At 61.5% G+C, this 25967-nt stretch carries 22 protein-coding genes; 13 read left to right on the top strand and 9 right to left on the bottom strand.

Translation table 11 applies throughout. The annotated features are described in order from the left end of the window. The 5 genes from VMH22_06200 to VMH22_06220 all read left to right on the top strand — a co-directional run. On the top strand, positions 1-371 hold a 371-nt coding region (locus VMH22_06200), incomplete at its 5' end, for a hypothetical protein (GenBank protein ID HTW91284.1). A gap of 21 nt (positions 372-392) precedes the next feature. After that, positions 393-2186, top strand: coding sequence for an FAD-binding protein (locus VMH22_06205; protein ID HTW91285.1), 1794 nt, complete (start codon positions 393-395; stop codon positions 2184-2186). Beyond that, the gene (locus tag VMH22_06210; GenBank protein HTW91286.1) at positions 2186-3022 is read left to right on the top strand and encodes a succinate dehydrogenase/fumarate reductase iron-sulfur subunit; all 837 of its coding nucleotides are present in this window, start codon (positions 2186-2188) and stop codon (positions 3020-3022) included. Before VMH22_06205 ends, VMH22_06210 begins: the two co-directional genes overlap by 1 nt. A gap of 100 nt (positions 3023-3122) precedes the next feature. Beyond that, positions 3123-4538, top strand: coding sequence for an aspartate ammonia-lyase (locus tag VMH22_06215; protein HTW91287.1), 1416 nt, complete (start codon positions 3123-3125; stop codon positions 4536-4538). An 11-nt stretch (positions 4539-4549) separates the two neighbouring features. Then, entirely contained in the window at positions 4550-6481 is a 1932-nt protein-coding gene (locus VMH22_06220) for a DUF3160 domain-containing protein (protein HTW91288.1), read from the top strand. A gap of 140 nt (positions 6482-6621) precedes the next feature. Here the strand turns inward: VMH22_06220 and VMH22_06225 are convergent, their stop codons facing one another. Together VMH22_06225 and VMH22_06230 are read right to left on the bottom strand one after the other, a co-directional pair. Further along, the gene (locus VMH22_06225) at positions 6622-7281 is read right to left on the bottom strand and encodes a hypothetical protein (GenBank protein HTW91289.1); all 660 of its coding nucleotides are present in this window, start codon (positions 7279-7281) and stop codon (positions 6622-6624) included. Positions 7282-7614: 333 nt separating this feature from the next. Further along, the gene (locus VMH22_06230) at positions 7615-10062 is read right to left on the bottom strand and encodes a TonB-dependent receptor (GenBank protein HTW91290.1); all 2448 of its coding nucleotides are present in this window, start codon (positions 10060-10062) and stop codon (positions 7615-7617) included. A gap of 377 nt (positions 10063-10439) precedes the next feature. Between VMH22_06230 and VMH22_06235 the strand changes: the two genes are divergently transcribed. Both VMH22_06235 and VMH22_06240 read left to right on the top strand, forming a co-directional pair. Further along, on the top strand, positions 10440-12896 hold the full coding sequence (locus VMH22_06235; GenBank protein ID HTW91291.1) for a TonB-dependent receptor: 2457 nt from the start codon (positions 10440-10442) through the stop codon (positions 12894-12896). A gap of 250 nt (positions 12897-13146) precedes the next feature. Continuing rightward, complete coding sequence (locus VMH22_06240; protein ID HTW91292.1) at positions 13147-15231, top strand: FlgD immunoglobulin-like domain containing protein; 2085 nt, start codon at positions 13147-13149, stop codon at positions 15229-15231. Between the two features lie 298 nt (positions 15232-15529). Here the strand turns inward: VMH22_06240 and VMH22_06245 are convergent, their stop codons facing one another. The 7 genes from VMH22_06245 to VMH22_06275 all read right to left on the bottom strand — a co-directional run bounded on the left by VMH22_06245 (position 15530) and on the right by VMH22_06275 (position 20917). Further along, the gene (locus tag VMH22_06245; GenBank protein HTW91293.1) at positions 15530-16225 is read right to left on the bottom strand and encodes a helix-turn-helix transcriptional regulator; all 696 of its coding nucleotides are present in this window, start codon (positions 16223-16225) and stop codon (positions 15530-15532) included. 938 nt (positions 16226-17163) lie between these two features. Further along, positions 17164-17760, bottom strand: coding sequence for a hypothetical protein (locus VMH22_06250; protein ID HTW91294.1), 597 nt, complete (start codon positions 17758-17760; stop codon positions 17164-17166). A gap of 59 nt (positions 17761-17819) precedes the next feature. Further along, positions 17820-18947 carry a hypothetical protein gene (locus VMH22_06255; protein ID HTW91295.1) on the bottom strand — a complete coding sequence of 376 codons (1128 nt, stop codon included), beginning with the start codon at positions 18945-18947 and terminating at the stop codon, positions 17820-17822. 107 nt (positions 18948-19054) lie between these two features. Then, positions 19055-19363, bottom strand: a complete 309-nt coding sequence (locus tag VMH22_06260; GenBank protein HTW91296.1) for a type II toxin-antitoxin system RelE/ParE family toxin — start codon at positions 19361-19363, stop codon at positions 19055-19057. Next, positions 19360-19539 carry a hypothetical protein gene (locus VMH22_06265; GenBank protein HTW91297.1) on the bottom strand — a complete coding sequence of 60 codons (180 nt, stop codon included), beginning with the start codon at positions 19537-19539 and terminating at the stop codon, positions 19360-19362. Before VMH22_06265 ends, VMH22_06260 begins: the two co-directional genes overlap by 4 nt. A 52-nt stretch (positions 19540-19591) precedes the next feature. After that, a complete protein-coding gene (locus VMH22_06270; GenBank protein HTW91298.1) occupies positions 19592-19885 on the bottom strand; it encodes a nucleotidyltransferase family protein in 294 nt (97 codons plus the stop codon). Positions 19886-19930: 45 nt separating this feature from the next. Then, a complete protein-coding gene (locus VMH22_06275) occupies positions 19931-20917 on the bottom strand; it encodes an NAD-dependent epimerase/dehydratase family protein (protein HTW91299.1) in 987 nt (328 codons plus the stop codon). Positions 20918-21322: 405 nt separating this feature from the next. On the opposite strand from VMH22_06275, the gene VMH22_06280 reads away from it, so the two are divergent. The 6 genes from VMH22_06280 (at position 21323) to VMH22_06305 (ending at position 25920) form a co-directional block, all read left to right on the top strand. Beyond that, complete coding sequence (locus VMH22_06280) at positions 21323-21739, top strand: hypothetical protein (GenBank protein HTW91300.1); 417 nt, start codon at positions 21323-21325, stop codon at positions 21737-21739. A 130-nt stretch (positions 21740-21869) separates the two neighbouring features. Then, positions 21870-22655 (top strand): ParA family protein, encoded by a 786-nt coding sequence (locus VMH22_06285; GenBank protein HTW91301.1) that lies wholly within the window; start codon positions 21870-21872, stop codon positions 22653-22655. A gap of 98 nt (positions 22656-22753) precedes the next feature. Continuing rightward, entirely contained in the window at positions 22754-23593 is an 840-nt protein-coding gene (locus VMH22_06290; protein ID HTW91302.1) for a ParB/RepB/Spo0J family partition protein, read from the top strand. Between the two features lie 145 nt (positions 23594-23738). Then, positions 23739-24491, top strand: a complete 753-nt coding sequence (locus tag VMH22_06295; protein HTW91303.1) for a M23 family metallopeptidase — start codon at positions 23739-23741, stop codon at positions 24489-24491. 101 nt (positions 24492-24592) lie between these two features. Next, the gene (locus VMH22_06300) at positions 24593-25498 is read left to right on the top strand and encodes a nitroreductase family protein (GenBank protein HTW91304.1); all 906 of its coding nucleotides are present in this window, start codon (positions 24593-24595) and stop codon (positions 25496-25498) included. A gap of 209 nt (positions 25499-25707) precedes the next feature. Continuing rightward, positions 25708-25920 (top strand): hypothetical protein, encoded by a 213-nt coding sequence (locus VMH22_06305; protein ID HTW91305.1) that lies wholly within the window; start codon positions 25708-25710, stop codon positions 25918-25920. The last annotated feature ends 47 nt before the right edge of the window (positions 25921-25967 follow it).

A 25967-nucleotide genomic window follows, 5' to 3' on the forward strand; every position in this document is an offset into this window, starting at 1 on the left:
TTGACGGCACCACCGATGAAGAGCTGAACCTTCCCGGCCGCTACAATTCCTACGACGGTGTGCAGACCTGGTTGCGGGCCGTGCCACTGATTTCCGGAACTTCCTTCCGCGACAACCTTGTTATCCCATCCGAGTTCCGAACCGTGCCGGTCAAGTTACTGGTGCTCGGGACCAAGCTGGTGACAACCGGCGTCGGCGACATCATGTGTCGGGAGATCGTGCTGATACTCCCAACCCGCGAGGTGAAGTTCTGGTACGAGCTCGCCCAGCCGCACCGGTTCATCGGTTTCAACGACGCGCAGAACAACACCCAGATGCTGCTGCAGAGCTTCCGGGCCGGCCGCGCCGATTCGCTGCCACCGGCGCCCTGACTTGATGCGGCGATGGCAGGAATGTCGCTTCACACTCACGACATCGTTATCATCGGTGGCGGACTCGCCGGCCTGCGAGCAGCGATTGCGGCCCACGATGCAGGCTGCGATGTCGCCATTATCTCGAAAGTCCACCCGCTTCGTTCTCATTCAGTAGCCGCCCAGGGCGGCATCAACGCTGCACTCGGGAACGCTCCCGGCGGCGAGCACGACCGGTGGGAGGACCATGCCTTCGATACTGTGAAGGGCTCCGACTATCTTGCGGATCAAGACGCGGTTGAGGTTCTCTGCCGCGAAGCGCCGGCCGCGGTATTCGAAATGGAACACATGGGTACGGTGTTCTCCAGGCTTCCTGATGGCCGAATCGCCCAAAGACCGTTTGGCGGTGCCGGCTTTCCGAGAACTTGCTACGCCGCGGACCGCACCGGGCACAACTTGCTTCATACCCTCTACCAGCAGCTCATGACGCGCGGAATCACGCTCTACGAAGAGTTCTACGTTGCCGCCCTCGTCGTAGACGGGAACACCGGCGAAAATGGGGACTGTACCACAGCGAATCCGATGAGCTGTTTCGAGGGACTGTCCCCTTTTTCGCCCCACTGCAGCAGTCACGAGCGCAGGTGCGTCGGCTGCGTGGCCCTCGACGTCGCTACCGGGGAGTTGCACGGGTTTGCCGCCAAAGCGGTCCTGCTGGCGACCGGCGGATATGGCCGTCTCTTCGCCCGCTCTACCAATGCTGTCATCAACACCGGAGACGGCACGGCCTTGGCGTTTTCGGCCGGGGTGGCGCTGGAGGACATGGAGTTCGTACAGTTTCACCCCACAACGCTCTTTGGCACCAACATCTTGATATCTGAGGGCGCGCGTGGCGAAGGCGGCGTCTTGGTCAACGCCCGGGGCGACCGCTTCATGCGGGACTATGCAGCCAAGGCGATGGAGCTTGCGCCGCGCGACATCGTGGCACGGGCGATTCAGACCGAGATTGACGCGGGACGCGGTTTCGACGGCGGCTATGTGCTTCTCGACCTGACTCATCTTGGTCCCGACAAGGTCAAGGAACGGCTGCCCGGCATCCGTCAGATTTCCATTGACTTCGCCGGGCTCGACCCCATCGAGAAGCCCATACCCGTCCAGCCGGGGCAACACTACTCGATGGGTGGCGTCGCAACCGACAACGATGGTCGGACTTCGCTTCCCGGCCTCTACGCTGCCGGTGAATGCGCCTGCGTGTCCGTGCACGGCGCGAATCGCCTTGGTGGGAACTCGCTGCTTGAGACCCTCGTATTCGGCCGCCGGGCAGGCGCGGCGATGGCGCAGTATGCGGCGCGAGTCGAGCCGCCCGGGTCTGAAGTCGTGCAGGTGAAGCTCCGGTCCGAGAGAGAGCGGGTTGACCGGTTGCGCAGCCGGAGCGGAGGCGTTCGTGCGGCTCAAGTCAGGCAGGAACTCCAGACGACGATGTTCCGTGACTTCGGGATATTCAGGGAAGAGAAGCAGATGCGCCGCGGTCTTGACCGGCTGGCCGTTCTTCGCGGGGAATCACGCCGGGTCAGTCTGAGCAGCCGTGAACCCAGATACAACTTCGGCCTCGTCGCCGCGCTTGAACTGGAGGCGATGATGCTGATCGCAGAGCCAGTGGCGCTGGGAGCGCTCGCAAGAGAAGAGAGCCGCGGCTCCCACGCTCGAACTGACTTCACCAAGCGCGACGATGCCAAGTTCCTCAAACATACCATGGCCTGCTTTGTCGACGGCAGGACGGTGCTTGAACACAAGCCTGTAAGCATTACGCAATTCCCGGTGAGGGAGCGGACCTACTGATGAGGTTGAAGGTCTATCGATCTGGACACGACACGAGCTCACACTTCGACTTGTTCGAACTAGTGGCGGTGCCCGGTGCTACCGTTCTATCGCTGCTGTTCGATGCTCGTGACCGGTACGACGATTCGTTGGCCTTCCGATACTCGTGCCGCGGGGCGGTCTGCGGCAGTTGCGCGATGCTCATCAACAACGTGCCGCGACTGGCTTGCCGAACTCAGGTCGAACCCTTACTGGGAAGGGGTCCCAGTGGTCAAGGGTTCCAGGGTTCCGGCCGGCCCGGACCCTCGGACCCCAGAACCCCAGAACCCGATGAGGTGCTGGTCGAGCCGCTCCCGCATCTGCCGGTCTTGAAGGACCTTGTCGTTGACATGACGAAGTTCTTTGTTTTCTTGCGGGAGGTGCAGCCCGTGCTTCGCCCGGCCAGGGAGGCACCCGGACGCGAATACCGGATGGAACCATCAGCGGCGAGAGAACTCGAACGCTACACCAACTGTATCCTCTGCGGCGCATGTTACGGGGCTTGCCCGGTTTGTGGTGAGAATCCCGAGTACCTGGGGCCGGCCGCGCTCGCGCAGCTCTACCGTTTCCACATCGACCCGCGCGAAGCCCGTGACGGTTCGCGTCTCGCACTAGCCGACAAGCCCGACGGCTGGTGGGCCTGCCGGTTCTACGCGAATTGCCGTGATGTATGTCCTAAGGGAGTGCCGCCAAACCTGGCCATCGGCCGGGCGCGGCAGGAGCTGAAACCGAGAAACCCTCACCCTTGCCCTCTCCCAGAGGGAGAGGGAAGGGGGCAGGGCCCTAACGTGGGAGGAGAGGCCGATGTCGAGAACTGAGCGGGATGCCCTTGGTGAATGGAGAAAATGGGGACTGCACCGGATTGCGGCCGAGTCCTCTCGACCGGGGGCTGTCCCCATTTTCTGAGGCAGAGACGAGATGTCGAGAACTGAAAGAGATGCGCTTGGTGAGCTGGTACTGACGGACGAGGCATACTACGGCGTGCAAACGGCCCGCGCCGTCGCCAACTTTCCCGTCAGCGGCTTGAAGGCTTCGCCGGACCTTGTCCGCGCGTACGCTTTCGTCAAGAAGGCGGCCGCCCTCGCGAACGTGGAGCTCGGGGCGCTGGACCCGGACAAGGGCAAGGCCGTTGTCCGTGCTGCTGATGAGATTCTGGAAAACGGGGACTGTACCGCGCGTCCTCGCGCTCCGGGGGACTGTCCCCGCTTTCCAGAGGACCAGTTCGTGGTCGACGCGTTCCAGGCCGGTGCCGGCACTTCCTTCAACATGAACGTGAACGAGGTCATTGCCAACCGAGCGCTCGAACTGATGGGCCGGCACAAGGGCGACTATGCCTTCATCGGGCCGAATGACCATGTGAACATGTCGCAGTCATCCAACGATACCTACCCGACTGCGTGCCACCTCGCGGTCGTCTTCGCCACGGATTGTCTACTCCCGTTGCTATCATCTCTTGCCACGGTTCTTGAAGGCAAGGCTCGGGAGTTTGCAGAAATCTCGAAGGTCGGGAGAACTCACCTGATGGACGCGCTGCCGCTCAAGCTCGGCGACGAGTTCCGAGCCTGGGCGATTGCGCTCAAACGGGCAGGCGAGAGGATTGAGCAACGGAGGGCGGATCTTCTTGAAGTCGCCATCGGCGGAACTGCGGTGGGAACCGGCGCGAATGCCCCGGCCGGATTTCGTTCGCTCGTCATAGCGAAGCTGTCGGAGCTGACCGGTCTCGCGCTTGCCCCGACGCGCAACAGCTTCGAAGCGCTGCAAAGCCGGGCGCAGTTGGCGGCGTTCTCCAGCTCGCTTCGGGAACTGGCACAGGAGCTTGGCAGGATTGCGAACGACCTGAGGCTGCTCGGTTCGGGACCGGTTGCGGGACTGGGAGAGATATCGCTCCCGGCAGTGCAGCCCGGCTCCTCAATAATGCCGGGCAAGGTCAATCCATCGCTGCCCGAGTGCCTGAACATGATCTGCTTCCAGGTCATCGGCAACGACCTTGCCGTGTCGCTCGCGGCACAGGCCGGGCAGTTGGACTTGAACGTCTTCGCGCCGGTGATGGTCCAGAACATCCTGACGTCGCTCAGCCTGCTCACTAACTTCCTGCCGGTTTTCACAGAGCGATGCGTGGCCGGTATCACGGCTGACGTGGAGCGTTGCCGCGCCTGGCTCGAACTTGACCCGGCGTTGGTCACGCTGCTCGCGCCTCGAATCGGCTATCTGGCCGCGGCCGAGCTCGCCAGAGAGGCTCGCGAGAAAGGCACGTCGGTCCGTCAGCTCTCCATCGATAAAGGCATCGTCGATGCTGAAGAGGCCGACCGGCTGTTCGGCTCCGGCCGTAACTGAGGAGGTTGAACATGACTCGGACTCTAATCCTGCTCGCCCTCACGACCGGCGTCGTTGTGGCCGGTTCATTCCCGCTGGACTCTGCGGCCAATATCAGCCAGTTCAAGTTGACCACGACCGAGCGGGGAATGCTCAGCCGGAACGGCTTCGTAGTCGTGCCCGACTCGCAGGAGCAGCTCTTCCAGTTGTACGTCAGCAACTGGTGGGACAGCATCCCGAGCTTTGTCACGTCCGACCTGATGCTTCAGGCCTTCCATTTGTGCGTGAACTCTACGCTCCGGCGAATCGAGGAGGACAAGCTATACTTCAGGTTGGTTGAGTTCTCCGTGAAGATGTCGGACAAGTTCGGCGAGCAGCGCTCCATCCCGGCGCTGGGTGCCTACTTCGGCGTTGCCTGCCACCTTCTGGGCGTTGACATCCCGCAGAGCCCTGAGGTCGAGTCCCTTTGCCAGAACGAGCTCGCCCTGATTGAAGGACATGCGGGCCGTCACCAGTCTGCGATATTCCCGTTCGAGCTCGACTACTCACAATTCGTGCCGCGTGGTCACTACACGCGCAGCGACCGACTGCAGCGGTACTTCAAGGCGATGATGTGGTACGGCCAGGTTCCTTTTCCTCTCGACGACCCCGGTATTCCCTTCGAGACGCGGGCGAAGACGACATACTACGCACTCTCCATAGCCACGGCCATGCACGAGAGCGACAGCCTTGTCACGCTTTGGCGCGAGATCGCTGAAATTACGGGCTACTTCAGTGGGGCGAGCGAGGCATACACTCCGGTCGAGTACATGACTGCGCTAAACAAGGTCTACTCGGACAACGGCGACCGCCGAATGCGTTGGACAAACCCTGGACAGGTTTTCATGGACAGCTTCTCCGCGGTGGTGAAGCGAATCAGGGAGCCGAAGATTCACGCCATTTTCGTGGGTGTGCCGACCGGCAGTCAGTTCCGGGTGTTCGGCCAGCGATACGTGCCGGACACTGACATCATGCAACGGCTGGTCGAGTGGCCGGACAGACCTTTCCCGAAGGGGCTGGACGTGTTCGCTGCGCTCGGCTCCGGGCGGGCCGAACACATCCTGACCGACGTGTACCGCGAGCAAGACCGATGGCCGGACTACCCGGAGAGCCTGGCGCAGGTCAGGGCCGAGTTCGCCAGGAAGGACACTGAGTTCTGGTACCAGAACGTCTACTATGCGTGGCTTTACGCGCTTCAGGCCCTGAATGAGCCGGTGCCGAGCAGCGCTCCACGGCTTATGCAGCATGAAGCCTGGCAGGACAAGAGCCTGAACACGTCGTGCGGAAGCTGGGCCGAGCTTCGTCATGATGCGATTCTGTACGCGCAGGGGACTCTGGCTGAAGCCTCGGTGCCGGCGATGACCACGGGTTACGTCGAGCCGAACCCGGAGCTCTATCGCAGGCTGCTGCGTGCGGTCGCGACCATGGAGAACCTGCTTGCAAACCGGGGTCTGGAAACCAGCCGCATCCGGGAGGATCTGCTCTGGTTCAAGCAGACCCTCGGCGAGATGCAGGCCATCTCCCAGAAGGAACTCGTCGGCACAGACCTGACAGAGGATGAACGGAGCTTCATCTGGAACATCGGTAACGACGTGGAGAGGATTTCCTGCAGGCTCGTGGACGAAGGAATCGTGCGATGGTTTGCGCAGGCCCAGGGCACGGACCGGTTCATGGCCTGTATTGCAGACATAGCGACGGCACAGAACCGGTGCCTCGAAGTCGGGGTCGCGGCAGGCAATGCGATGTACGCGCTTGTGCCGATTGAGGGCAAGTGGATGCTAGCGAGGGGCGCAGTCTTTTCGTACCGGGAGTTTGAGTGGCCGGCAAGCGACCGGCTGACCGACGAGAAGTGGCAGCAGATGGTGAGGGACGGCAAAGCGCCGGCCGCACCCGTCTGGACCAAGAGTTTCACTGCCGGCGAGTAGGTTGGGCATTTGCCCGCGCCTTGACCGGCCGGAACGAACCCAGATAGTGCCGCTCCAAGCGCCAATGCGTGTGGACTTCGGGTCGCGATCCCCAGTCCCCGGTCTGCTGTCTACTGCTTACCAATGTCTCTTTCGGTGAACTACTCTCTTGTCGGGATGATGGCTTGCTCCGCAAGGTCGGCCGCGACCGGTGTGGCAACGTTCGTAAGGACTTCTTCCAAGGTCGCCGGGTCGGTCTTGTTGCTCGTGCCGCTCCAGACCATCGCCTCGCGGCCGTTGTCAACCAAGTACACGTCGACCTCGTTCCGCGGGTGCGGTAAGGTATCGACTTTTCCCGGCTGCTTGTAGTACCACCACGAGCGGTCATAGTGATCCCAATAGGGCGTGAACGAGGAGGGACCGGTCGTCCCACTGCTGGGTACGTATTCCTTGTCGGTGTTGAGCGTAAGCGGGGCTATCATCAGTATGCCGTCAAAGTCGCTGGTGTTGAGGCATGACCGCATCAGTTCGGTGTCAGGCCCCGCCACGTTCCGGCAAAGCCGGTACGACTGCGTGGCGGTTACGCCGTACTTCGACAGCTCGGTTGCGAATGCGTCCTCCCACATTCGCTGACGCGTTGCGTCCTTGCACATTGAGATGACGAGTATCTTCTTCAGTCGGGGTCGCGCGACAGATGGGTTGCGCCAGACATCTACGAGTGCGGCCGGCGCGCAGCCGACCATGGTCGCCAGCAACATCCCGGACAATGCCAGGAGAACACTCAGCTTCGGCCTCAAGGCGGCAACGTTCCTTCGGTTCATCACTGCTCCCTTCCAGGAATAAGTCGGAACTCCAAGTCGTTCATCGGGACAAGGCAAGCGCTCGCTCCGGCCAACGTAAGTCGAACTCGTCTGCTTCCTTCCTCGCGCCGCAAGTTGTGTACCACGAAGTCCTTCGGTCCCCATGCCTGGAGGCCCAGGCGTTCCTTGACCGGGTTCATCCGCAGCCGGCGAGGCACTTCGGAAACAATGCGAATGTCGTCCGTCCATAGGAAGGACTGAGGACCGCGGACGGACGTGCCGCATTTCCGTGTTGGCCTGATAACCATTCGGGGCAGGCGACGCGCCCGCCCCGGTTTGATGCCTTCGAAATGGCTATTGGCCGGTGTCGCCACCGTTGTCGATGTTGTCGTTCTGAAGCCGGTTGCTGAGCTTGAAGTTGTTGAAGTTCCAGTTCAGGCTGAGCGAAACGATGCGCGCCGGGCGCATGGTGTTTGAGTGCGTGTAGAATCCCGGTCCTTGCGTGGACGATTGATTCCCGCCCGTGCCGAGGATGTCGCGCACTTGCAGCACCAGCGCGAGCTTGCGGTCGAAGAGCTGCTGTCGGACCGAGGCGTTGAATATGTACGAGCCGGTCTCAGTGCCCTGCGCCGAAACTTCGGGCGCCTGATAGCGGGCGACTACCTGGAATCGAGTCTGGGGCAGGATTTGGAAGTCGTTCGTCAGGTTGCCGCTCCAGATGAAGGTGTGCACGGTGGAATCGGCGGCGATCGCCGGGTCGAGGGCGAGGCGGTAGTCGTAGGCGTCGTCGTTGAGGCTGACGGTCCACCACTTCCGCGGCCGGTATTCGCAGGTCAACTCACCGCCGAGCGAGCGGTCGGTGCCGATGTTGGCCGACTTGCGGAGAATCACGTTCTGGTATCCCGGATAGACCGACAGGATATCGTCCATGACGTTGTGGGTCACGCGGTAGTAGCCATCAACCGATAACTGGCTGGGGCCGAACGGCATCTGGTAGCCGGCTTCGTAGGAGTCGATGTTCTCCGACTTGAGCGCCGGGTCGCCCTGGCGGACGTCGTAGGCGTCGAACCACGTAATGAACGGTTCAAGGTCCCAGCCTTCCGGCCGTTCTATCCGACGGGTGTAGCTCGCCATTATCTGTTTTTCACCGGGGAAGTTGTACGATGCGTGGACGGTCGGGAACAGGTCCCAGCCGCGCACCGTCACGCTCGAATCGATGTCGAGCAACTTGACCAGCCGGTCGGTGTACTCACCGCGCAGGCCGAGCTGGTATCCGAACTTGCCGAGGTTGCCGGAGTAGAGGCCGTAGAGGGCGTGGAAGTTGTCGCGAAAGTCGACCCAGTGACTGTAGGCGGCCTGATACTCGAAGCTGTGGCTGGCGGGGTCGTACTGCTCGGCGTAGCTTGAATCGCGGGACAGGTCGAAGCGGCTCTGGTAGCCGGCTTCGAGCTTGTCGTCCTTGCGCAGCGGCAGGGCGTAGTCGAGCTTGAGCGTCAGCTCTTTGTCGGGCCCGGTTCCGGTGGTGCGCTGGCCGCTGGTGGTGTCTCCGGCCGAGTCGGTGAGCACCGTGGTCTGGAGCTCCGTACCGCTGCGGCCGACGAGGTCGGCGTGGGCCGTGAGTTGGTGCCCTTTCTTCTTGCCGAAGTCCTGCGCGTCGTCGAGGTTGAGCATGTAGAAGTTGCCGTTGCGGTTGAACGCGTCGACGCTGTTGTAGGTGTATGCGCCGGCGCCGGGGCGTGTGGACTCGGCGTAGACTGCCGTCTGGGAACTGCCGAAGCTCCGGCTGCCGTATCTGCCGCCCAGGCTGAGCAGGTTCTGCTTCGTGACCTGGAGGTCGCCACCGGCGCGCACGCCGTAGGGCAGGCCGTAGCGTGTGTTGTTGCCGCTCGTGCTGGTGAACAGCGTATCCTTTCCGGTAGAATCCACGGTCCAGCGGTCGCTTTGGCGCTTCCGGCCGAACTGACGCCGGTTGTAGTCCGCGCCCGCGAACAGGTTGGCAATGCCCTGGCGATAGCCGAGCAGGAAATCGCCGCCGTAGCTGCCGTCGGTGCCGCCCCGAAGGTTGGCGATGCCGTTGATGCCCAATTGTCGCTGTTTCTTCAGGATGACGTTCATGATGCCGGCCATCCCCTCGGGGTCGTACTTGGCGGAGGGGTTGGTAATCAGCTCGATATTGTCGATGGTGCTGGCCGGTATCTGCTGCAGGGCCTCGCTCGGGTCGAGCGGCGAGGGCCTGCCGTCCACGAGCACCTTGAAATTGCCGCTGCCCCGCAGGGTGACGTTACCGTCCGGGTCGACTTTGACCGAGGGGACGTTCTCCAGCACATCTACGGCCGTGCCGCTTGCCACGGTCTGCTGGTGGGCGACGTCAATGACCTTCTTGTCAATCTTGAGGGTCACGACCGGCCTTTCGGCAGTGGCCTCGACGCCCTGCACCGCGAGGGCACTCTGCTTCAGCGTCAGCCGTCCCAGGTCACGGGCAGCGCCGGGACCGACGGTGATGTTGTCCACTCGCTTGTCGCGGTAGCCGATGAATGACAAGTCCACGAAGTACCGACCAGGGCGGACACCGGTGATGGTGAACCGGCCGGAATTGTCGGTAGCCGCGCCATTCACCTGCGTGCTATCGGGGAGACTTCTCAGCACCACGTTGGCGTATTCGATGGGGGCGTTCAGGTCGGCGTCGTACACCTGACCGGACACAGTTCCGGTCGGCATCGAGAAACCGGAGTTTCCCGGGCGAGCGGGCTGCGCGAGTAGAGCGCCGGTCGAAAGCAGGGTAATAATGATTACGGCTGCCATAGGCAGCCGGGGTTTCCAGAGTTCCATCAGGTATCATAGCAAGAACTCAGTGCCCAGGGAAGCGATGCGGAGACGAATGACAAAGTCCTAAGGACAAAGGACTAATCAAGGGGAAAGTAGTAAGGACTAAGGACAAAGCAATGGGAAAGGACGAAGTACGGACCTCGGGTCTTACCCTTTGGGATTGCTTTGTCCTTTGTACTTTGTCCTTAGTACTTGGCCTCCGCGGCTGCCTTGTCTTGACTGGGTCGTGAGGGAGTGTACGATAACGCGTGATGACACACGCGACAACAGGGGTCGGATGCAATCTGCAACATAGCAGAGAGCAACCCTCGCCGGTGTGGCTGCGTCCTAACCACCAATAACGAAGGGAGCTCATGAAGAGGCGCGTAGTGCTGGCGGCAGTAGCTTTTTGTCTGGTCGGCGTCGTCGCGGCGCAGCCGGGCGCGGGTCAGAAAGCCGGGACAATCATCGGGCACGTGTTTGATGCCGTGCAGGGAGAGCCGGTGCAGTATGCCAATGTCGTGCTCCGTTCACTGCCGGACAGCACGCAGGTGGCCGGGGCGGTTACGGACAAGACCGGCTTGTTCCGGCTCGATGGGGTGAAGCCGGGCCGATACTGCGTTGAGGTCTCGTTCATCGGGTATCGGGACAAGGTCATGAAGGAGTTCGAGGTCGCGGCCGGCGCTCCGCTGGACCTTGGCCGGATCGAACTGCAACAGAAGCCGGTGTCGATGCCGGGGGTCGAGGCGTCGGCCGAGAAGCCGGCAATCAGCTACCAGGTAGACAAGAAGGTCGTGGACGTCGGCAAGCTCCCGAACGCCGCATCGGGCACCGCCGTCGACGCGCTGCGCGACGTACCCTCAGTCAAAGTCGATATCGAGGACAACGTGACCCTGCGCGGCAGCTCGAACTTCAAGGTGCTGATTGACGGCAAGCCTTCGCTGCTCGACCCGAACGAGGTGCTCAAGCAGACCCCGGCCCAGACCATCGACAAGATTGAGATCATCACCAATCCCTCGGCCAAGTATGAGCCGGACGGCGCGGCGGGAATTATCAACATCCTGTTGAAGAAGCAGAAGGGCCGCGGCACCAGCGCGCTCTTGAACGCGAACGGCGGGATGAAGAACCGCTACGGCGGCGATGCGCTGCTCAGCCTGAAGCAGGGAATCGCCAACGTCTACGCGGGCGGGAACTACCGGCACTACACCTATGACTGGAATACGGCCGCGGACAGGCGGACATTCGGCGCGACCGACACTCTCGCCATCGCCGACAGCGGGCTTGGCGGGTCGAACGGGATGACCGGTGCCGGCCGAGCCGGGCTTGACCTGACGTGGAGCCCGAGCGACAAGTCGAGCGTCTCCGGCCGCTTCGGCAAGTTCACCAGCAATACAAATGGCAGCTCAATCGAGGTCGACAGTGCCATTCCCGCCGGCACGACGCAGTTCCATCAAGTCGGCAGCGGCGGGGACTACAGCCGGCTCTTCTATTTCGTGACTGCCGACCACGAGCACGATTTTGACACGGCCGGACACAAGCTGACCGCGAGCGCGTACGTTGTCAGCAATGGCGGCAGCAGCAACTCGCTGTCGTCGCAAATGGACTCGGCCGGAACGGACACGACCAGCGGCCGGCGTTCCGAGGAACTGGGGCCGATGAACCGCGCGACCCTTGAGGTCGCGTACACGCTGCCCCTGCGCAAGAACGACAAGCTCGAGGTCGGGTATCAGGGCCGGTTGGAAGGTACGGACCAGGAACTCCGTATCACACTGTACGACACGACGGCCCGGAAGTGGAACCGGGACTCGCTTTCCAGCCACAAGTACGGCGGCACGCAGGACATCCAGTCACTCTACGCGACCTACACGTGGAACTGGCGTCAGCTCGGGCTACAGCCCGGCCTGCGGGGTGAGTACGGCAACCGGATTGTCAAGGTCACCGATACCGACAGCAGTTGGCGGGTGGAGGGCTGGAACTACTTTCCGAGCCTGCACGCGAGCTACGGACTGGGCTCAGGCCGGCAGTTGACGGCCAGCTACTCGCGCCGCATCGACCGGCCCGACGAGTGGTATCTGCGACCAGTCATGGTCTGGTACGACCAGCACTGGGTGAGCCGCGGCAACCCGGAGCTCCGTCCCTCGTTTACCAACTCATGGGAGGCGGGTTGCGAAGTGCCGTTCGGCGGCAACTTCCTGTCGCTTGACGGGTACTGGCGGACTTCGAGCGACATCGTCGAATGGGTCACGGAGCGGTATCAGCCGGACTCGTCGGTGCTCTATCAGACCGCGGAGAATGTCGGGCACGACCGGTCAATCGGCTGCGAGGCGACTGCCAACGTTTCCCCGTGCAAGTGGTTCACCGCGTACCTGACCGGCGACGTCTACCAATATCGGGAGGAGGCGACCCAGCTCGGGCAGGATACGGCCCGCACCGCCCTGGGGTGGAACAGCTCGGCCAACCTGACTTTCCGGCCTACTACTAACACGCAGGTCCAGCTCAACGGCTACTACACGGGGCCGAACCTGACTGCCACGAGCACGTCGGACGGCTGGCTTGGCGCCAGCCTTGCGGTCAAGCAGAGCCTGCTGAAACGGGCGCTCTCGATCACCCTGCGCCTGAACAACGTGCTTGGTTCGAGAATCCAGCACTGGTCATCCGACGGCCCGGGGTTTCGCACGCGCTCAGCGTACAGGACCGAAGGCCTTACGGCCTCGCTGGCGGTCAGCTATAACTTCAACAACTTCAAGTACGATGCGAAGATGCGCGCGGGCGAGGGAGTCGAGCAGGAAGGCGCCGGCGGCGCGGGCGGTGCCGGCGGTCCGCAGCACTAGACTCTTGGATTGTGGGAGCGCAACTCCCGCCCTTCCGAGGCTGCCGAAGGGCGGCGGCCCCGCTGCCGGATGGTAGCTCCCGCAGCAAGCGCGGCCCCTGCGCGGCTTGACTCCCGAGCCAATCCGCCGCAATATTGGCGTGTGACATGGCCGTTGGGGCCGCGTACGACCTTGACGAGAGCGGACTTGATTGTTGCGCCCCAGACCTCTCTCAAGTTCCTTGCGGCGGAATTACCTCGGGAGGAGTTCTATGAAGAAAATGATCTTCGCTACCGTACTTGCGCTGGTGTTCGTGAGAGCTGTCGGCGCAGCAGAGGAATGGCTGAGACCGGATGCGCACTCGATGGGCGCACCACTTGACACCGCGTGGATTACATACGCCGACTGGAACAAATCCTGGTGGATATCGTCGGATGGTCCTGAGCGTGCGACGAAATTCGACCCAGTCGCTTTTGGTCTATCCTATCCATTCCGCATTACCAAGGTCAAGACAGAGTTCTTCCTGCATCCGAGCCTCCCGTGGTCCGATTCGAGCTTCTACTTCAAAGTGTACGGCGGCGACGGTCAGACGCTCCTCTACCAGTCGCCAGTGTTGGAGGCCATACCTGGTACGCCAGGCCCACCCGTGATACATCAGCTGAGTTCGCCGGTGTGGATCACCTCTGGTCAGTTCTATGTGTCAGTCGACCCAGTAGATGGCAGCGGGCGCCCGACAAACCTCAGTGACAGTTGCGCGCGGGGCTACAACCAGCACAGTTGGTACGGCAGCGCCGGCAATTGGACCCAGTACACCTCTGGCGAGTGGCTCGCTTCCGCGCTGGTGTTCTCTTACTACTGCAAGCTTGTAGTCCCGAACGGAGGCGAGCATTGGGCCTCCGGTGACACACATACGGTCACATGGTCGGTGAGTCCCAAGGACTTCTCCCATGGAAAACTGCTGCTGTCCACCGACGGCGGAAACTCATTCCCCAGTGTCATCGCTACAGGCATTGCCCCGAACGAGACAACCTTCAACTGGACCGTTCCATCGGTGAACTCTGCATCCTGCCGTGTGAAGTTCCAGGCCCTCGACTCGACAGGTTCCCCAGTATGCGAGGACGCAAGTGACGCAAATTTCACGATTGGCTCACAAAGCCCACCTGCACCGGCTCTGATCTACCCACCGGACAGCGGAGCGGTTAACAACCAAACGGTAGTGTTTCGCTGGCACCGAGCTTCCGATGTGTCGGGCACTGCCTATTATACCATCCGAATCGCCTACGACTCGATGTTCGGAGCGTTGGCGGATACGGCGCGGTTAACAGACACCACCTACGCGAGGTCGCTACCCGGAGATACGTCATACTACTGGCACGTGCGCGCGACTGACAGCTTGGGGCACGTCGGTCCGTGGTCGCAGACGTGGAAGTTCGAGATAGATTTGCAGACCCCGGAGCCGCCGACCCAATTGGATCCGACCGATGGCCAATGGTTCAAGTCATCAACCATACAATTCCACTGGACTCCTGTCGTATTTGAGTTGAGGGTATGTTCTCCGATCCGCTACGTCATCGGACTAGACACCATACAGAGCATCAGGCCTATGTACGCGGACACCACTGTATCGGTCTACGACACATTCAGCTTCTTGCCTGAGCACCGTTACTGGTGGCATGTCCGGGCGTGCGACTTGGCGGGGAACCAAGGGCAGTTCTCACCGACTTGGCGATTCGGGATCGACATGACTGGACCGCTAGTACCGAGTCCCATCTACCCGCCGAACTACGGCGGAGTTCAGACCGACACGGTCAGTCTAGTCTGGCACAAATCCGTAGACGCCGTCAGCGGAACGTCGCTCTATCACGCTCAGCTGGCCCGCGACAGCTTGTTCGTAGACACGATCGCCTTGCCCGGAGGCCCAACCTTGCAGGATACGATGGGGGTCGCGAACCTCCCGGGCACGGCGGCGTACTTCTGGCGGGTGCGCGCCCAAGACACGGTTGGCAACTGGTCCAACTGGAGCCTCGTGAGGAAGTTTACATGCACCATCGGTATTGCTGAACAGCCATCCGGGCTACCAGGCAGGGCGCGTCTAGGGTGCGTGCCTAATCCATCGAGAGGACGGACTGCGATCACGCTAGCCCTGCCTTCGGCTACGAGCGCCTCTGTAGCTGTCTACGACCCTGCGGGGGCTAGGATAGCGGTGATGTGGAACGGGCCAATCCCGGCGGGTTGGCACACCTTGGACTGGGATTCGAGAACTAGCTCGGGCCGTGCAGTCGCACCTGGGGTGTACTTCGTTCGAGCGACAGCGGCCACACTGTCACTGGTTGTCTGCCTGCGTGTAGTGCAGTAGCGAGAGAGCGAATTGGACTGCTGACCCGCGGGCCGATTCACGTCTGTCTGCTTGCATCCCAGGCCGAGCCGAAGCCCTCTACGTCAGTCCATCCCCAGACTTTACTCCTATGATCACGTTCCTCTCCGCCCAGTCCTCGTTCCTCACTCCTCCTACTTCTGTCCCTCCCTCCTTCCGTCAACTCCGCCCGCGTCAGCGCTTGACCCGGACTGGCGGTAGTTCTAGGCGAATTCCGGGGACCTCGGAGATCATCCACCCCGCTCGGCGCATTCGAGCACGAAGTGCAACCGAATAGGCGTCAGCTTCGGTCGGAAGCGAGTGCAGTGATGCGCTCGCGCAGCACGGCACGTACCGGAAGCGTTCCGATTCCGACCTCCGCCGCCCAGCGTTCGAGTTCCTCAAGCTTGGGCTTGAGCTTGCGCTCATCCTTGCTGCGGCTGAGGACCCGATATAGCTTCCGCGCGTAGACCCTTGTCCAGGCCGCCTCGACCGAGGCCGACTTGATGCCTGCGGCGGAAAGTTCGCTTTCCACCAGTCGATTGAGGCGGCGCTGCGCCTCCTGCGCGTGGGCATAGGATTTGGCGTTCCTGATTCGCTGCCTCAGCGGCTCGGGCTTCTGCCTTGAGCGCGTGACCCCGTGGTCGTAGTTCTCGACTGCCTTTGCCACGCGTTCCGACAGCTTGCGCGTGAGGCTTTGCACACGCTTGTACCCGCGTTGCTCTATCACGGTTGGCTGCGAGGTGTAGGCATTGAGCAGGTCGGTGATGTCGTTGAACGAAGCTTTACAGGCACGTAGATAATCGGCGACAAACCCGAAGGAAGGATAGGGGACATGTCCGCTTTCGAAGCGGCTGATGAGAAAGGCATTCCCCTTCCCCTGCCTGCCCATGAGCACGGCAAGCTCCTGCTGGGTCACACCGGCCTTCAGCCGCAACTCGCGCAGCCGCGCACCCATATCGTCTGTGAACTTGAACGTCTCTTTGGACCGTCTCATATGGTAGCCGTGCTTATCCGCATTATACTGCTCAGTATAATGCGGGTCAATGGCCGGGATAGGGGATAAGACAAGGAACTAGAGGGAGTTGAAGTCGCTATGCGAGTCGCCCTGGGGGTCACAGGGGGAACGGTTCGGAGGGTAGTTCGCAAGGTGGTCCGGGTAGGGACTCTGAAGGCGAATCGGACGGCGATGTTCCGGGCAATTCGAAAGGTTACTTGCAGGGTCGTTCGGAGGGCGAACTGGAACGCGACCGGCGGAGCTACCCCGACGGCGATTTCCACCGCTGTCTGCGGCGTCACTCTCAAGGTGACTCGCGACGCAACTCGCAGGATGACCCGCAGGGCAACTTACAGGATGACTTGCAGAGTTATCTGTGGGGCAGCGGTCGGGATGATGCTGGGGATAGGAGAGTCGGGAATGAGATGCCGGACTCTATTGCTGCAATCCGTGTCCATCTGTGTTCATCCGTGGTTGTTCTCTTCGAGGCTAGGTTCCGGCTCAGTCTCTTGGCGTCCTTGGCGGTTGTCACGGTCTGGGTTCAAGGGTTCAGGGGTTCTGGGGTTCGAGTGAATCTGCGTCCATCTGCGTGCATCTGCGGTTACTTCCGTCCGGGCTATGGAATCGGTGTAATCTGCGTAATCTGCGAAATCTGTGGATGTCCTGTCCGAGCTATCTGCGGCATCTGCGCCATCTGCGGTTACCTCGGGTTCGGTTGCGGCCTCCGGGACCGCGCTATGTCAATCCGTGGTTGCGCGTGCGCCTTCGTTCGAGCCCACCGCCGGTACCTTGGTGATGGAGTCCCCGTATCGTTTTCTTGTCCTTCGCGCTTTCGTGGCGACCCAATCCGTGTTCATCCGTGTCAATCCGTGGTTGCTCGTCCCATTTCTGGATTCCGGTCTCTGGATTCTGAACTCTGAACTATCCGACCGGATGCGCTACGGCAGGTCGGCGGACTTCAGCTCGAACTGCCACGTTGGCGACGTGAGGGCCTCTCCCTTCACCGCTCCGACCCCGTCCGCATAGCATACTCGATAGAACAACTGCCCGAGAAGCCCGTAGTAGTCAACCTCGTAGCAGTTCTTGAATGTCCCGGCCGGAACAATGACGTCCGTCTTGCCTGCCACCACTGCCGAGTCGGTCCAGATCGCGTAGGTCCAGCGCCATGACGCGATTGAGTCCAACGGCTGCACCATCACCATGAGGGGCGTTGAGCCGCCGCTAGGCCCGAGCCAGGTCGTGTCACCGCTTACCGTGTAGAAACAGGACGTGTCGCCGTCGAGGTTGTTGAACGGGAACACATTCTTCAGTGACACGCCGCTGTCGGCAACTGCTTTGGCATAGTGCTTGACGTCGCCGACCTCGGTCACGGAGACGGTGAAGGTCCCATTCCCGGCGGAACCGGTCAGGTTGTACGTCCATTTGCTGCCGAGAACCAGCGGAAACCAACCTTGGGACACCTTCTTGTGGCAGCTCATGGTGAGCAACATTACCGGGACGATCAGGAAGGCGAGAAGCCTATCGCGGCTCAACATAGGTTGACCTCGATTCTAAGATTCGCACCCAAGATGTCAAGTGCGTTGCCCAGCGTAGGCTAGCGCTTTCCCTCCGGCGTGAGCTTTGTTAGGAACATGTAATTGACGCCCTGGGAGCCTGCTGACGGGTCGAACCGGCTACCCGTGGCGATGTATCCCCCGTCCCAGGTCTGACGGACGCATTCTGCCCCTCCGATGCAGAGGGTGTCCATCCATGATGGAGTCCCGTCCGATGACATCCGGAGCAGGATGGCCTTGGACCATACGTTCTTGCCGGGCTGGACTGCTCCTGCCACAATGTAGCCGCCGTCAGCAGTCTGTTCGACCCAATTGCCGAGACTGTACTCGCTTGGCGCGTACGTCTTGAGCCAACCGGCACCACCGGCAGTATCACCATTCGCGTTGGTCTTGAGCAGTCCGATTCCTCCACGTGTGGGCCCAACCGCGGCGTAGCCACCGTCGGACGTCGGTATCGCGCAACTTGCTTCTGCTAGATTGGCAAAGGTCTTGAGCCATTGCTGGGTACCTTGGGAGTTCACTCTCAACAGCGTTTGGGTGCCGACTATGAAGCCGCCGTCCGACGCTTGCCGCAAAGAGACCGATACCGGTTCGTGATAAGGATAGGCCACCGGATAGAGCTTCCATCGCGGGAAACCCGCGAGACTGTCCCCGAGGCTATCGGTCCAGCACAGCAAGAGCCCACTGTCGCTCACGATTCTCTGTGCGGCTACGACGAATCCCTGGTTCGCCAAATGTACCACCGAGTAGCCTTGGCCGTACACGCCTGGGGCGACCGTGTGCAACCATAGCAGGTTGCCCTGCGCATCGGTTTTGAACAGGCTCACACTGTCGGGAGGTTCAGTCCCGGCCACAACGTACCCGCCGTCGGCGGTCTGCAGAACCGAGTTCGCGTCAATCGGAACGCCAGTCTTGATGATCTTCTGCCATGCCTTGGTTCCGTCCGAATTCACCTTCGCCAGGAGAATCGCCGCATCAGGAGTGCTGTCATCCGAGTCGGTATTGCCGACAACGATGTAGCCGTCCGAAACCTGCTGTACGCAGGCTCCGTCACTCGAGCCCCAACCCGCGAATGCCTTCGTCCACTGCACCTTGGGCGGCTTGGCGGCACAAGCGATTAGCGCTGCCGCCAGCAGGGCGGTCAGGAACCACGCTGTGGGCACTCGCACCTTGGGTACAGGTTATGGCGTGGGCGGATAATGTCAAGCGTGCATCTGCTTCGGCTTCACGGTGCAGGCGGAGACGGTGGCGGGAAGGGCGGAGGCGAGGTCAGGTGTTACGTAATGTCCCAAGGCTTTGGCGTCTGGATCGTCAGGTCGCGGGCGGCATGGGCAACGGCAATGATCAGAACGCGGTCTGTCTCTACGCGATAGATGATTCGGTACGTTTGGAACAGGATTTCACGGATATCCGGCGAATTGGTCTCGGGGACTGTGCGTCCCATCTCAGGAAACGTTGAGAGGCTTTCCACCGCGCCGACGATTCTCTCGATGAAGCGATCTGCATAATACTCGGAATCCTGTGCGATGTACGCCCGAATACTGCTCAGGTCCCGAGTCGCCGGTCCGGCCCAGGAGATTCTCACCGGTTCAGGAACCGCTGCTTGACTTCTTCATGCGAGACCACGTCCCCCTCGTCAGCCGCTTTCAGTCCCGCGTCGACCTTCTTTCTGATGTAGAAAGTGTACATGAGGTCGTCCCAGGTTGCCTGGTCGGGCAGGCCGTCAATCAGTTCCCGCGCCTCTTCTTTCACTGTGCTCATTCTTCCTCCTGCTTTCAACTACAATCCAACATGTTCCTGCAGAGCGGCGAGGTCAAGGCAAGACCAGGACTTCGCTTAGGACCCGCTCACGGTATTGGGGTTTCAGGGCTGGAACCGTAACGAGGTCTACGCGCATCCCGAGGACTCGCTCCAAGTGCTCTTTGATGTCCACAATCTCCCAGCCGATGGGCGCGGAGAACTCTACGAGTATGTCAACGTCGCTCTCATCCGTCTGCTCGCCGCGCACGTAGGAGCCGAAGAGGCCGAGGCGTTTGACGTGGTAACGCGAGGTCAGCAGCGGAAGCGCCTCCCGAAGGGCTTGTTCTATCTCGGTTCGTGTCTTCACTGGCAATTGTCCTCTATATTCAGGTTAGGCGCGCAGGGCCGCATGTCAAGCGGATGACGTCTGCCGCTTCTCGGGACAGGCGGCGACGGTGGCGGCGAGGGCGTCGTCCAGGCCGCCGGAACCGAATCCAAGCGCGGCGCGGGCGGGAGCTGGATCGAAGAAGGTCTCAGCGGTCTGGACTTTGATGAACTGGACCGGGTCGAGGCCGGACTCGCGGTCTTGCAGCGAGTGTAGCGCGTGCAGGAGACTCGCGCCGGAGCAGACGAGCCAGTCCGGCAGAGTGAGAACGCGCTTTCTGCGGCCGGTCAGAGCGGAGAGGCGGCCGAGCAGATCCTTCCAGGGGAGATTCTCGTCGCCGACGAGGAAGCGACCGCTCTTGCCGATTGCTCCGACTACGGCTTCGGCCACGTGCTGCACGCTCACGCAGTTGGTGCCGCCGCGCGGGTAGGGGATGAGCGGCGCCGAGCGGACGTAGTCAATCAGCGGCTTCCAGAGCGGAATCCTGCCGGGCATCGCGCCGAAGACATACGGGAGTTCGAGGATGGCGAGCCTGACGTCGGAGCCGGCTTCAGCGGTTGCCGCGTCCTCCTGCGCGACGCGGCTGCGGATGTAGGGATGGTGGCGCGCCAGTTCGAGTTCCGGCCAGAGCCGGGCGAAGTGGCTGAAGTAGGAGCCAAGCGCAACCACGTCCGTGCATCCTGCCCGGCGGCAGAGCCGGATGAAACGGACCGTCGAGTCCACGTTGGCCTGTTTGAAGAATGGGTAGGCCGGGGCTTTGGGCGTCATCCGGTCGTCGGCACCGATGGCGAAGACTGCCGCCTCGTGTCCCTGCAGGAGGGCGGCGAAGGCGTCGTCGGATAGCATCCGGAAGTCAGCAAGCTCGACGCGCACCGCCGGCGGGAACAGGTCCGGAGCGGGGAGAGGCGGGAGCGCGACTGCGGTGACTTGCCAGCCGCGGCGCAGGAACTCGTGCGCGGCGTGCCAGCCGATGAATCCGGTTCCGCCAAGGATGAGCACGCTGCGCTCGGCCACTCTCGAAGATAGGGAAGACAATTCCCAAAGTCAAACCGGAGCCAGGAGGAGAGACGGATTCTACCACCAAGACACAAAGGCACAAAGAGGATTCGGAGAGACAGAGTGGTGAGACTAGGGCGTTCTTGGCGGTTCAATCATTCTTCTGTTCACCTCCGGGATGTCCGCTTGGTGACTTCGTGTCTTTGTGGTAGGACTCCGGGTTCGCGGCTGGGGCAGCTTGCGTCCGGGAGACAAGTCTGTAGAATGGGCGCGAGGAGATTACGCTCTATGCACGACGCCTTACGCTCAACGCCGAGTACCGGATGCCGGAGTTCGGTGCTCTGCTCATTTCTAGTGCTTTCGGCTTTGGTCACGGCCGGATGCGGGACTGCGTACGGGTGCTGGCATTCCTGGAATGCCGCAGTGGCGGCCGCGCCTGAGAGCGCGAAGGTCGACGGCCGCGCGTACACGATGACCGCCTACGTCTGGCGCGACTTCCAGCCAATAGCCCCGCCGGATGGCCGGCCACTCGCAGTAGTGGTCAAGGTTACAACGGTAGATGGGAAGCCAATACTCAATGACCTTTCGCTGGACCGGGTCTGGGTCGTGAATGCCAGGCAGCAGTGGTCGGCAGCGCCCGTAGCGCTGACCAACAAGCGCAGCCAGGTTCCAACGCCCTTTCCGGGCGAACTGGTCCCGCCCACGCGACTCGACGCCACGGTCCATGACGGGCCGAAATGGGGGCCGAGCATAAAGGTGGACGTGGTCGCGCGGTTGAAGCTGGGAAAGCAGACGTGGTTGGTACGGACGAAGGGAGTGGAGGTCAAGCGGACGGACTGAGGGCGAAGTCAGAAGCTAGAAGCTAGAGGTGAGAACGAGCGGACGAAGTAAGATGCGAAATGTGAGATGTAAGATGTCAGAGATCGAGCCTGCATCTTGCACTTCGCATCCGCGGCGATAGATTTCCGGCATGGCGCAGCGCATCGCGGTATGCAACCAGAAAGGCGGGGTCGGCAAGACCACGACCTCGGTCAGTCTGGCTGCCGCGTTGGCCCTGCGTGGAGGGCGCGCGCTGCTCGTGGACATGGACCCGCAGGCGCACGCCACGCTCGGGCTGGGAGTGGACCGCACCAAGCTCCAGATATCAGTCTATGAGGCGATGTGCGAGGCACAGCGGGTCACGGACGCCGTGCTCAAGGACAGGGGTGAGAATCTCGACCTGTTGCCCGCGTCGGTGAGCCTTGCCGGCGGCGAGGTCGAGTTGATTGACGCCGATGAGCGGGAGTTCCGTTTGAGCAAGGCCCTGGGCCTCGTGGACCCGGAGTACGAGTTCATCATTATCGACTGTCCTCCGTCACTTGGAATCCTGACTTTGAACTGCCTGGTTGCGGCGCAGAGCGTGCTGATTCCGGTTCAGGCCGAGTATCTGGCAATGGAGGGAATGTCGCGGCTGCTCGATACGGTCAATCTGGTAAGGCAGGGCCTGAACATGGCGCTGGCGATTGAGGGCGTGCTCGTCACGATGTATTCGTCTCGCCTGAGCCTGGCTCAGCAGGTGGCTGCCGAGGTGCGGAACTACTTCAAAGAGCAGGTGTTCGACACGGTGATTCCGCGCAGCGTCCGGCTGGCCGAGGCGCCGAGCTTCGGGAAGACGATATTCGGCTACGACGGCAGTTCGGCCGGGGCGCAGGCATACCTGGCGCTGGCGGATGAAGTCCTCGCCCGCCACAGGAAGGAAGTGCAAAGTGACAAGTAGCAAGGACAAAGCAAGACAAGACGAAGTCATAAGGACAAATCCGGTTCCACACTTAGTCCTTGGTCCTTTGTCCTTTGTACTTGCCCGGAGGGCGTGTCATGCGTAAGGCCTTGGGAAAGGGCATCAGGGCGATAATACCGGAAGAGACGCAGGCGGCGATGGCGGCGGAGGCGCGGCCCGTCCGGATTGATGAGATCAGGCCAAACCCGTTCCAGCCGCGGACCAAGGTCGAGGAGAATCTCGAGGAGTTGGTTGCCTCCATAAAGGCGCACGGCGTGCTGCAGCCGATTGTGGTGCGGCGCCGGCGCGATGGTTACGAGGTGGTGATGGGCGAGCGGCGGCTGCGGGCTTCCAAGCTCGCCGGGCTCGAACAGGTGCCGGCCGTCATCCGCGAGGTGGACGAACTGGAGATGCTCGAGTTTGCACTGATTGAGAACCTGCAGCGTCAGAACCTGAACGCGATTGATGAGGCAATGGGGTACGAGCGTCTGCACAAGGAGTTCAACCAGACCCACGAGGCTATCGCCGAGAAGGTGGGCAAGGACCGGTCCACGGTCACCAACGCGTTGCGGCTGCTCGAACTGCCGTTCAAGGTCCGCGATGCGCTGGCCGCGGGACAAATAACCGCAGGGCACGGGCGCGCTCTGCTGCAGAGCAAGAACCGGAGAGTGCAGGTCGAGGTATGCGAACGGATAGTGAAGGAAGGGCTCTCGGTCCGGCATGTCGAGAAGCTCTGCGGCGAATCCAAGCCAAAGGAGCCGACAAGGCCAAAGCCGGAGAAGGACATCCATCTGCGCGAGGTCGAAGAGAGACTGACCGAGCTCCTTGGCACCAAGGTCACCATCAATCCGGGTAAGGCTGGCGCGGGAGAGGTTGTGGTACGCTACTTCTCGGCCGAGGACCTGGAACGGGTGGTTGAGAAGATGAAAGGCAAGTGACAGACGTGAAGCCCCAAGGTTCAATACCCAATCCCCAATCAAGTCCCAATGACGGAGGGCCGGCAGTTCCACTGGGACTTGTGGATTGGGCATTGATTGAGAATTGGCTATTGGGGTTTGGGATTTCCCGCGCCTAGCGGGAGTCATGCCCCGCAAAGAGCTTTCGTTCTTCATCGCCAGCAACTACAGCACGAACTCGCTTCGATTCAGTCTGCCGCTGTGGGTCGTCAGGCTGCTTGCCGGGGTCGCGGGTTTTCTCGCGCTGCTGGTGGTCGCCTCGCTGGTGATGGCGCTGGTCGGAACGTACCGGCTCAGCCGGCTTTCCTATCTTGAGCACCGGAATCGCGACCTTGAGACCGAGTTCGCCAAGGTCGCGACCCTGCGAAACCAGCTCCAACAGGTGGAAGAGCAGAGCCAGAAGATGGCCACGATGCTCGGAATAGAGAAGACGCCGCCTCCGGCGAACTGGGATTCATTCCCGATCGATTCACAGGCGCTGCCCGGGTGGCTGAAAGGCAAGCCGTGGGGGAGTGAACTGGTGCCGAAGCTCGTTCCGCTCAAGCAATACGCCGTGTCACAGAAGGCCAAGGCATCTCACCTCGGTGTCGACCTCGCGGCCGAGGAGGGCGAACCGGTTCGGGCTACTGCGGATGGGCTTGTCGAGCAGCGGGGAGAAGACCGGCAGTACGGACGGTTCCTGCTGCTGAAGCACGGGCAGGGGTATGAGAGCTACTATGGCCACCTCAAGGACTGGAACGTAGACAAGGGCGACACAGTCCAGGCCGGCAAGGAAATCGGATGGGTCGGGATGACCGGCCAGTCAACGGCCCCTCACCTCCACTTCGAAATCCGCAAGGACGGACAGCGGATTGACCCGGCAAAGGTGCTGAAGTTCTAGTCCGGACCGGATCTCACCACCAAGACACAAAGACACCAAGGTTCGGAAAGCCCAGGCACCAGAATCCTTGATTCCTTGACCCCTCGTCCCTAGCATTGGGCATGGAAAGCGTGTACGACGTCATCATGCGGCGGAGGACAGTGCGGTCGTTCACTGACCAGCCGGTTGAGGAAGAGAAGGTCCAGATGCTGATCGATGCGGCCATCCATGCGCCGTCCGGCGGCAACATCCAGCCGATTTCCATCATCAGAATCGAGCGGCCGGAGGGGCGGGCGAAGATGGCAAAGCTGGCCGTGAACCAGCCGTGGGTCGCGAAGGCGCCGCTCTGCCTGCTTTTCTGCATTGACTTCCACCGGACCGGGAAATGGGCGGAGGCCGAGGGCGCGAGCTTCGGAGGGGAGAAAGCGCTGATGAGCTTCCTGCTCGCATACGCCGATGTGTTCTGCTCGGCGGAGAACGCCGTCCTCTGTGCGACCAGCCTCGGCCTGGGCACGGTCTATATCGGCATGGTGCTGGCCGCGATGACCGAGATTCGCAGGGAGTTCGGCCTGCCGGACAAGGTCGTGCCGATTGTGGCGCTCTGCGTTGGCTACCCGAAGAAGGTGCCGGCGGGCATCACCAAACTGCCGCGTGCGGCGATGGTCCACTCTGAGCGGTACGAGGAGAAGTCGTCCGAGGAACTGAAGCAGCTCTACCGCGACAAGTATGGGGACCTGACCGCGGATGTGAAGTCCTACTTCAAGCGGACGTACCAAGAGGCGCTGGAACTGAGCGAGCAAACCCGACCCGACTTCACCGACAAAGTTGCGCGGCTGATGGCGCGGATGGAAGTCGGCAATGCGGCCCAGCTTCTCTTCAAGATGCGCTACCCGGAAGATGGCATGAAGCGCATGGGTGAGAGGATAATCACCTCCCTGCGCGAAGCCGGGATTGACTGCCTTGACTTACCCGCCGAACAGCCGCCGGTAGCCCCCGAGCCGCAGGCGCGAGACCGCGAGTCAGCTTAGCACCCCCGAACTCGTCGCCCATCTTCGACGAGCACCCCAGTCCATTGACGTCGTCCTGCCAGAGGGTTAAAATGATGCGACGCAGACTGAAGAGGTAGTGTGAAGCTCAGGTCGACAGTGTCGGTTCTGATGTTACTGCCGTCCGCAATGGCGGCAGCCGCGGTCGAATGGACATTGGTTACGCCGGAGGAGATTCAATAGCGCCCTGCGTGACAACTGACGGAGGCACGGAGAGGGATTCCATGTCGCGTGCCGACACGAAGAAATGGAGCGCGCCAAGGCTGACGGTCTTTGTCAAAACGAAGATGGATGAGAGGGTCCTTGCCAACTGCAAGCATAGCTATCCGGCATTCAGCGGGCCGGAAGGCCGCAACAATATCTGCACCGTGTACACATCCTGCATCGGTCGTTGCTCGACTTGAGTCGGGAGCTAGTGTCCGGACGTGCGACCTTTCTTGACTCTCGGCCC

Source organism: bacterium, assembly GCA_035505375.1.
Classification (GTDB): Bacteria; Hydrothermota; Tepidihabitantia; order Tepidihabitantales; family Tepidihabitantaceae; genus UBA2258.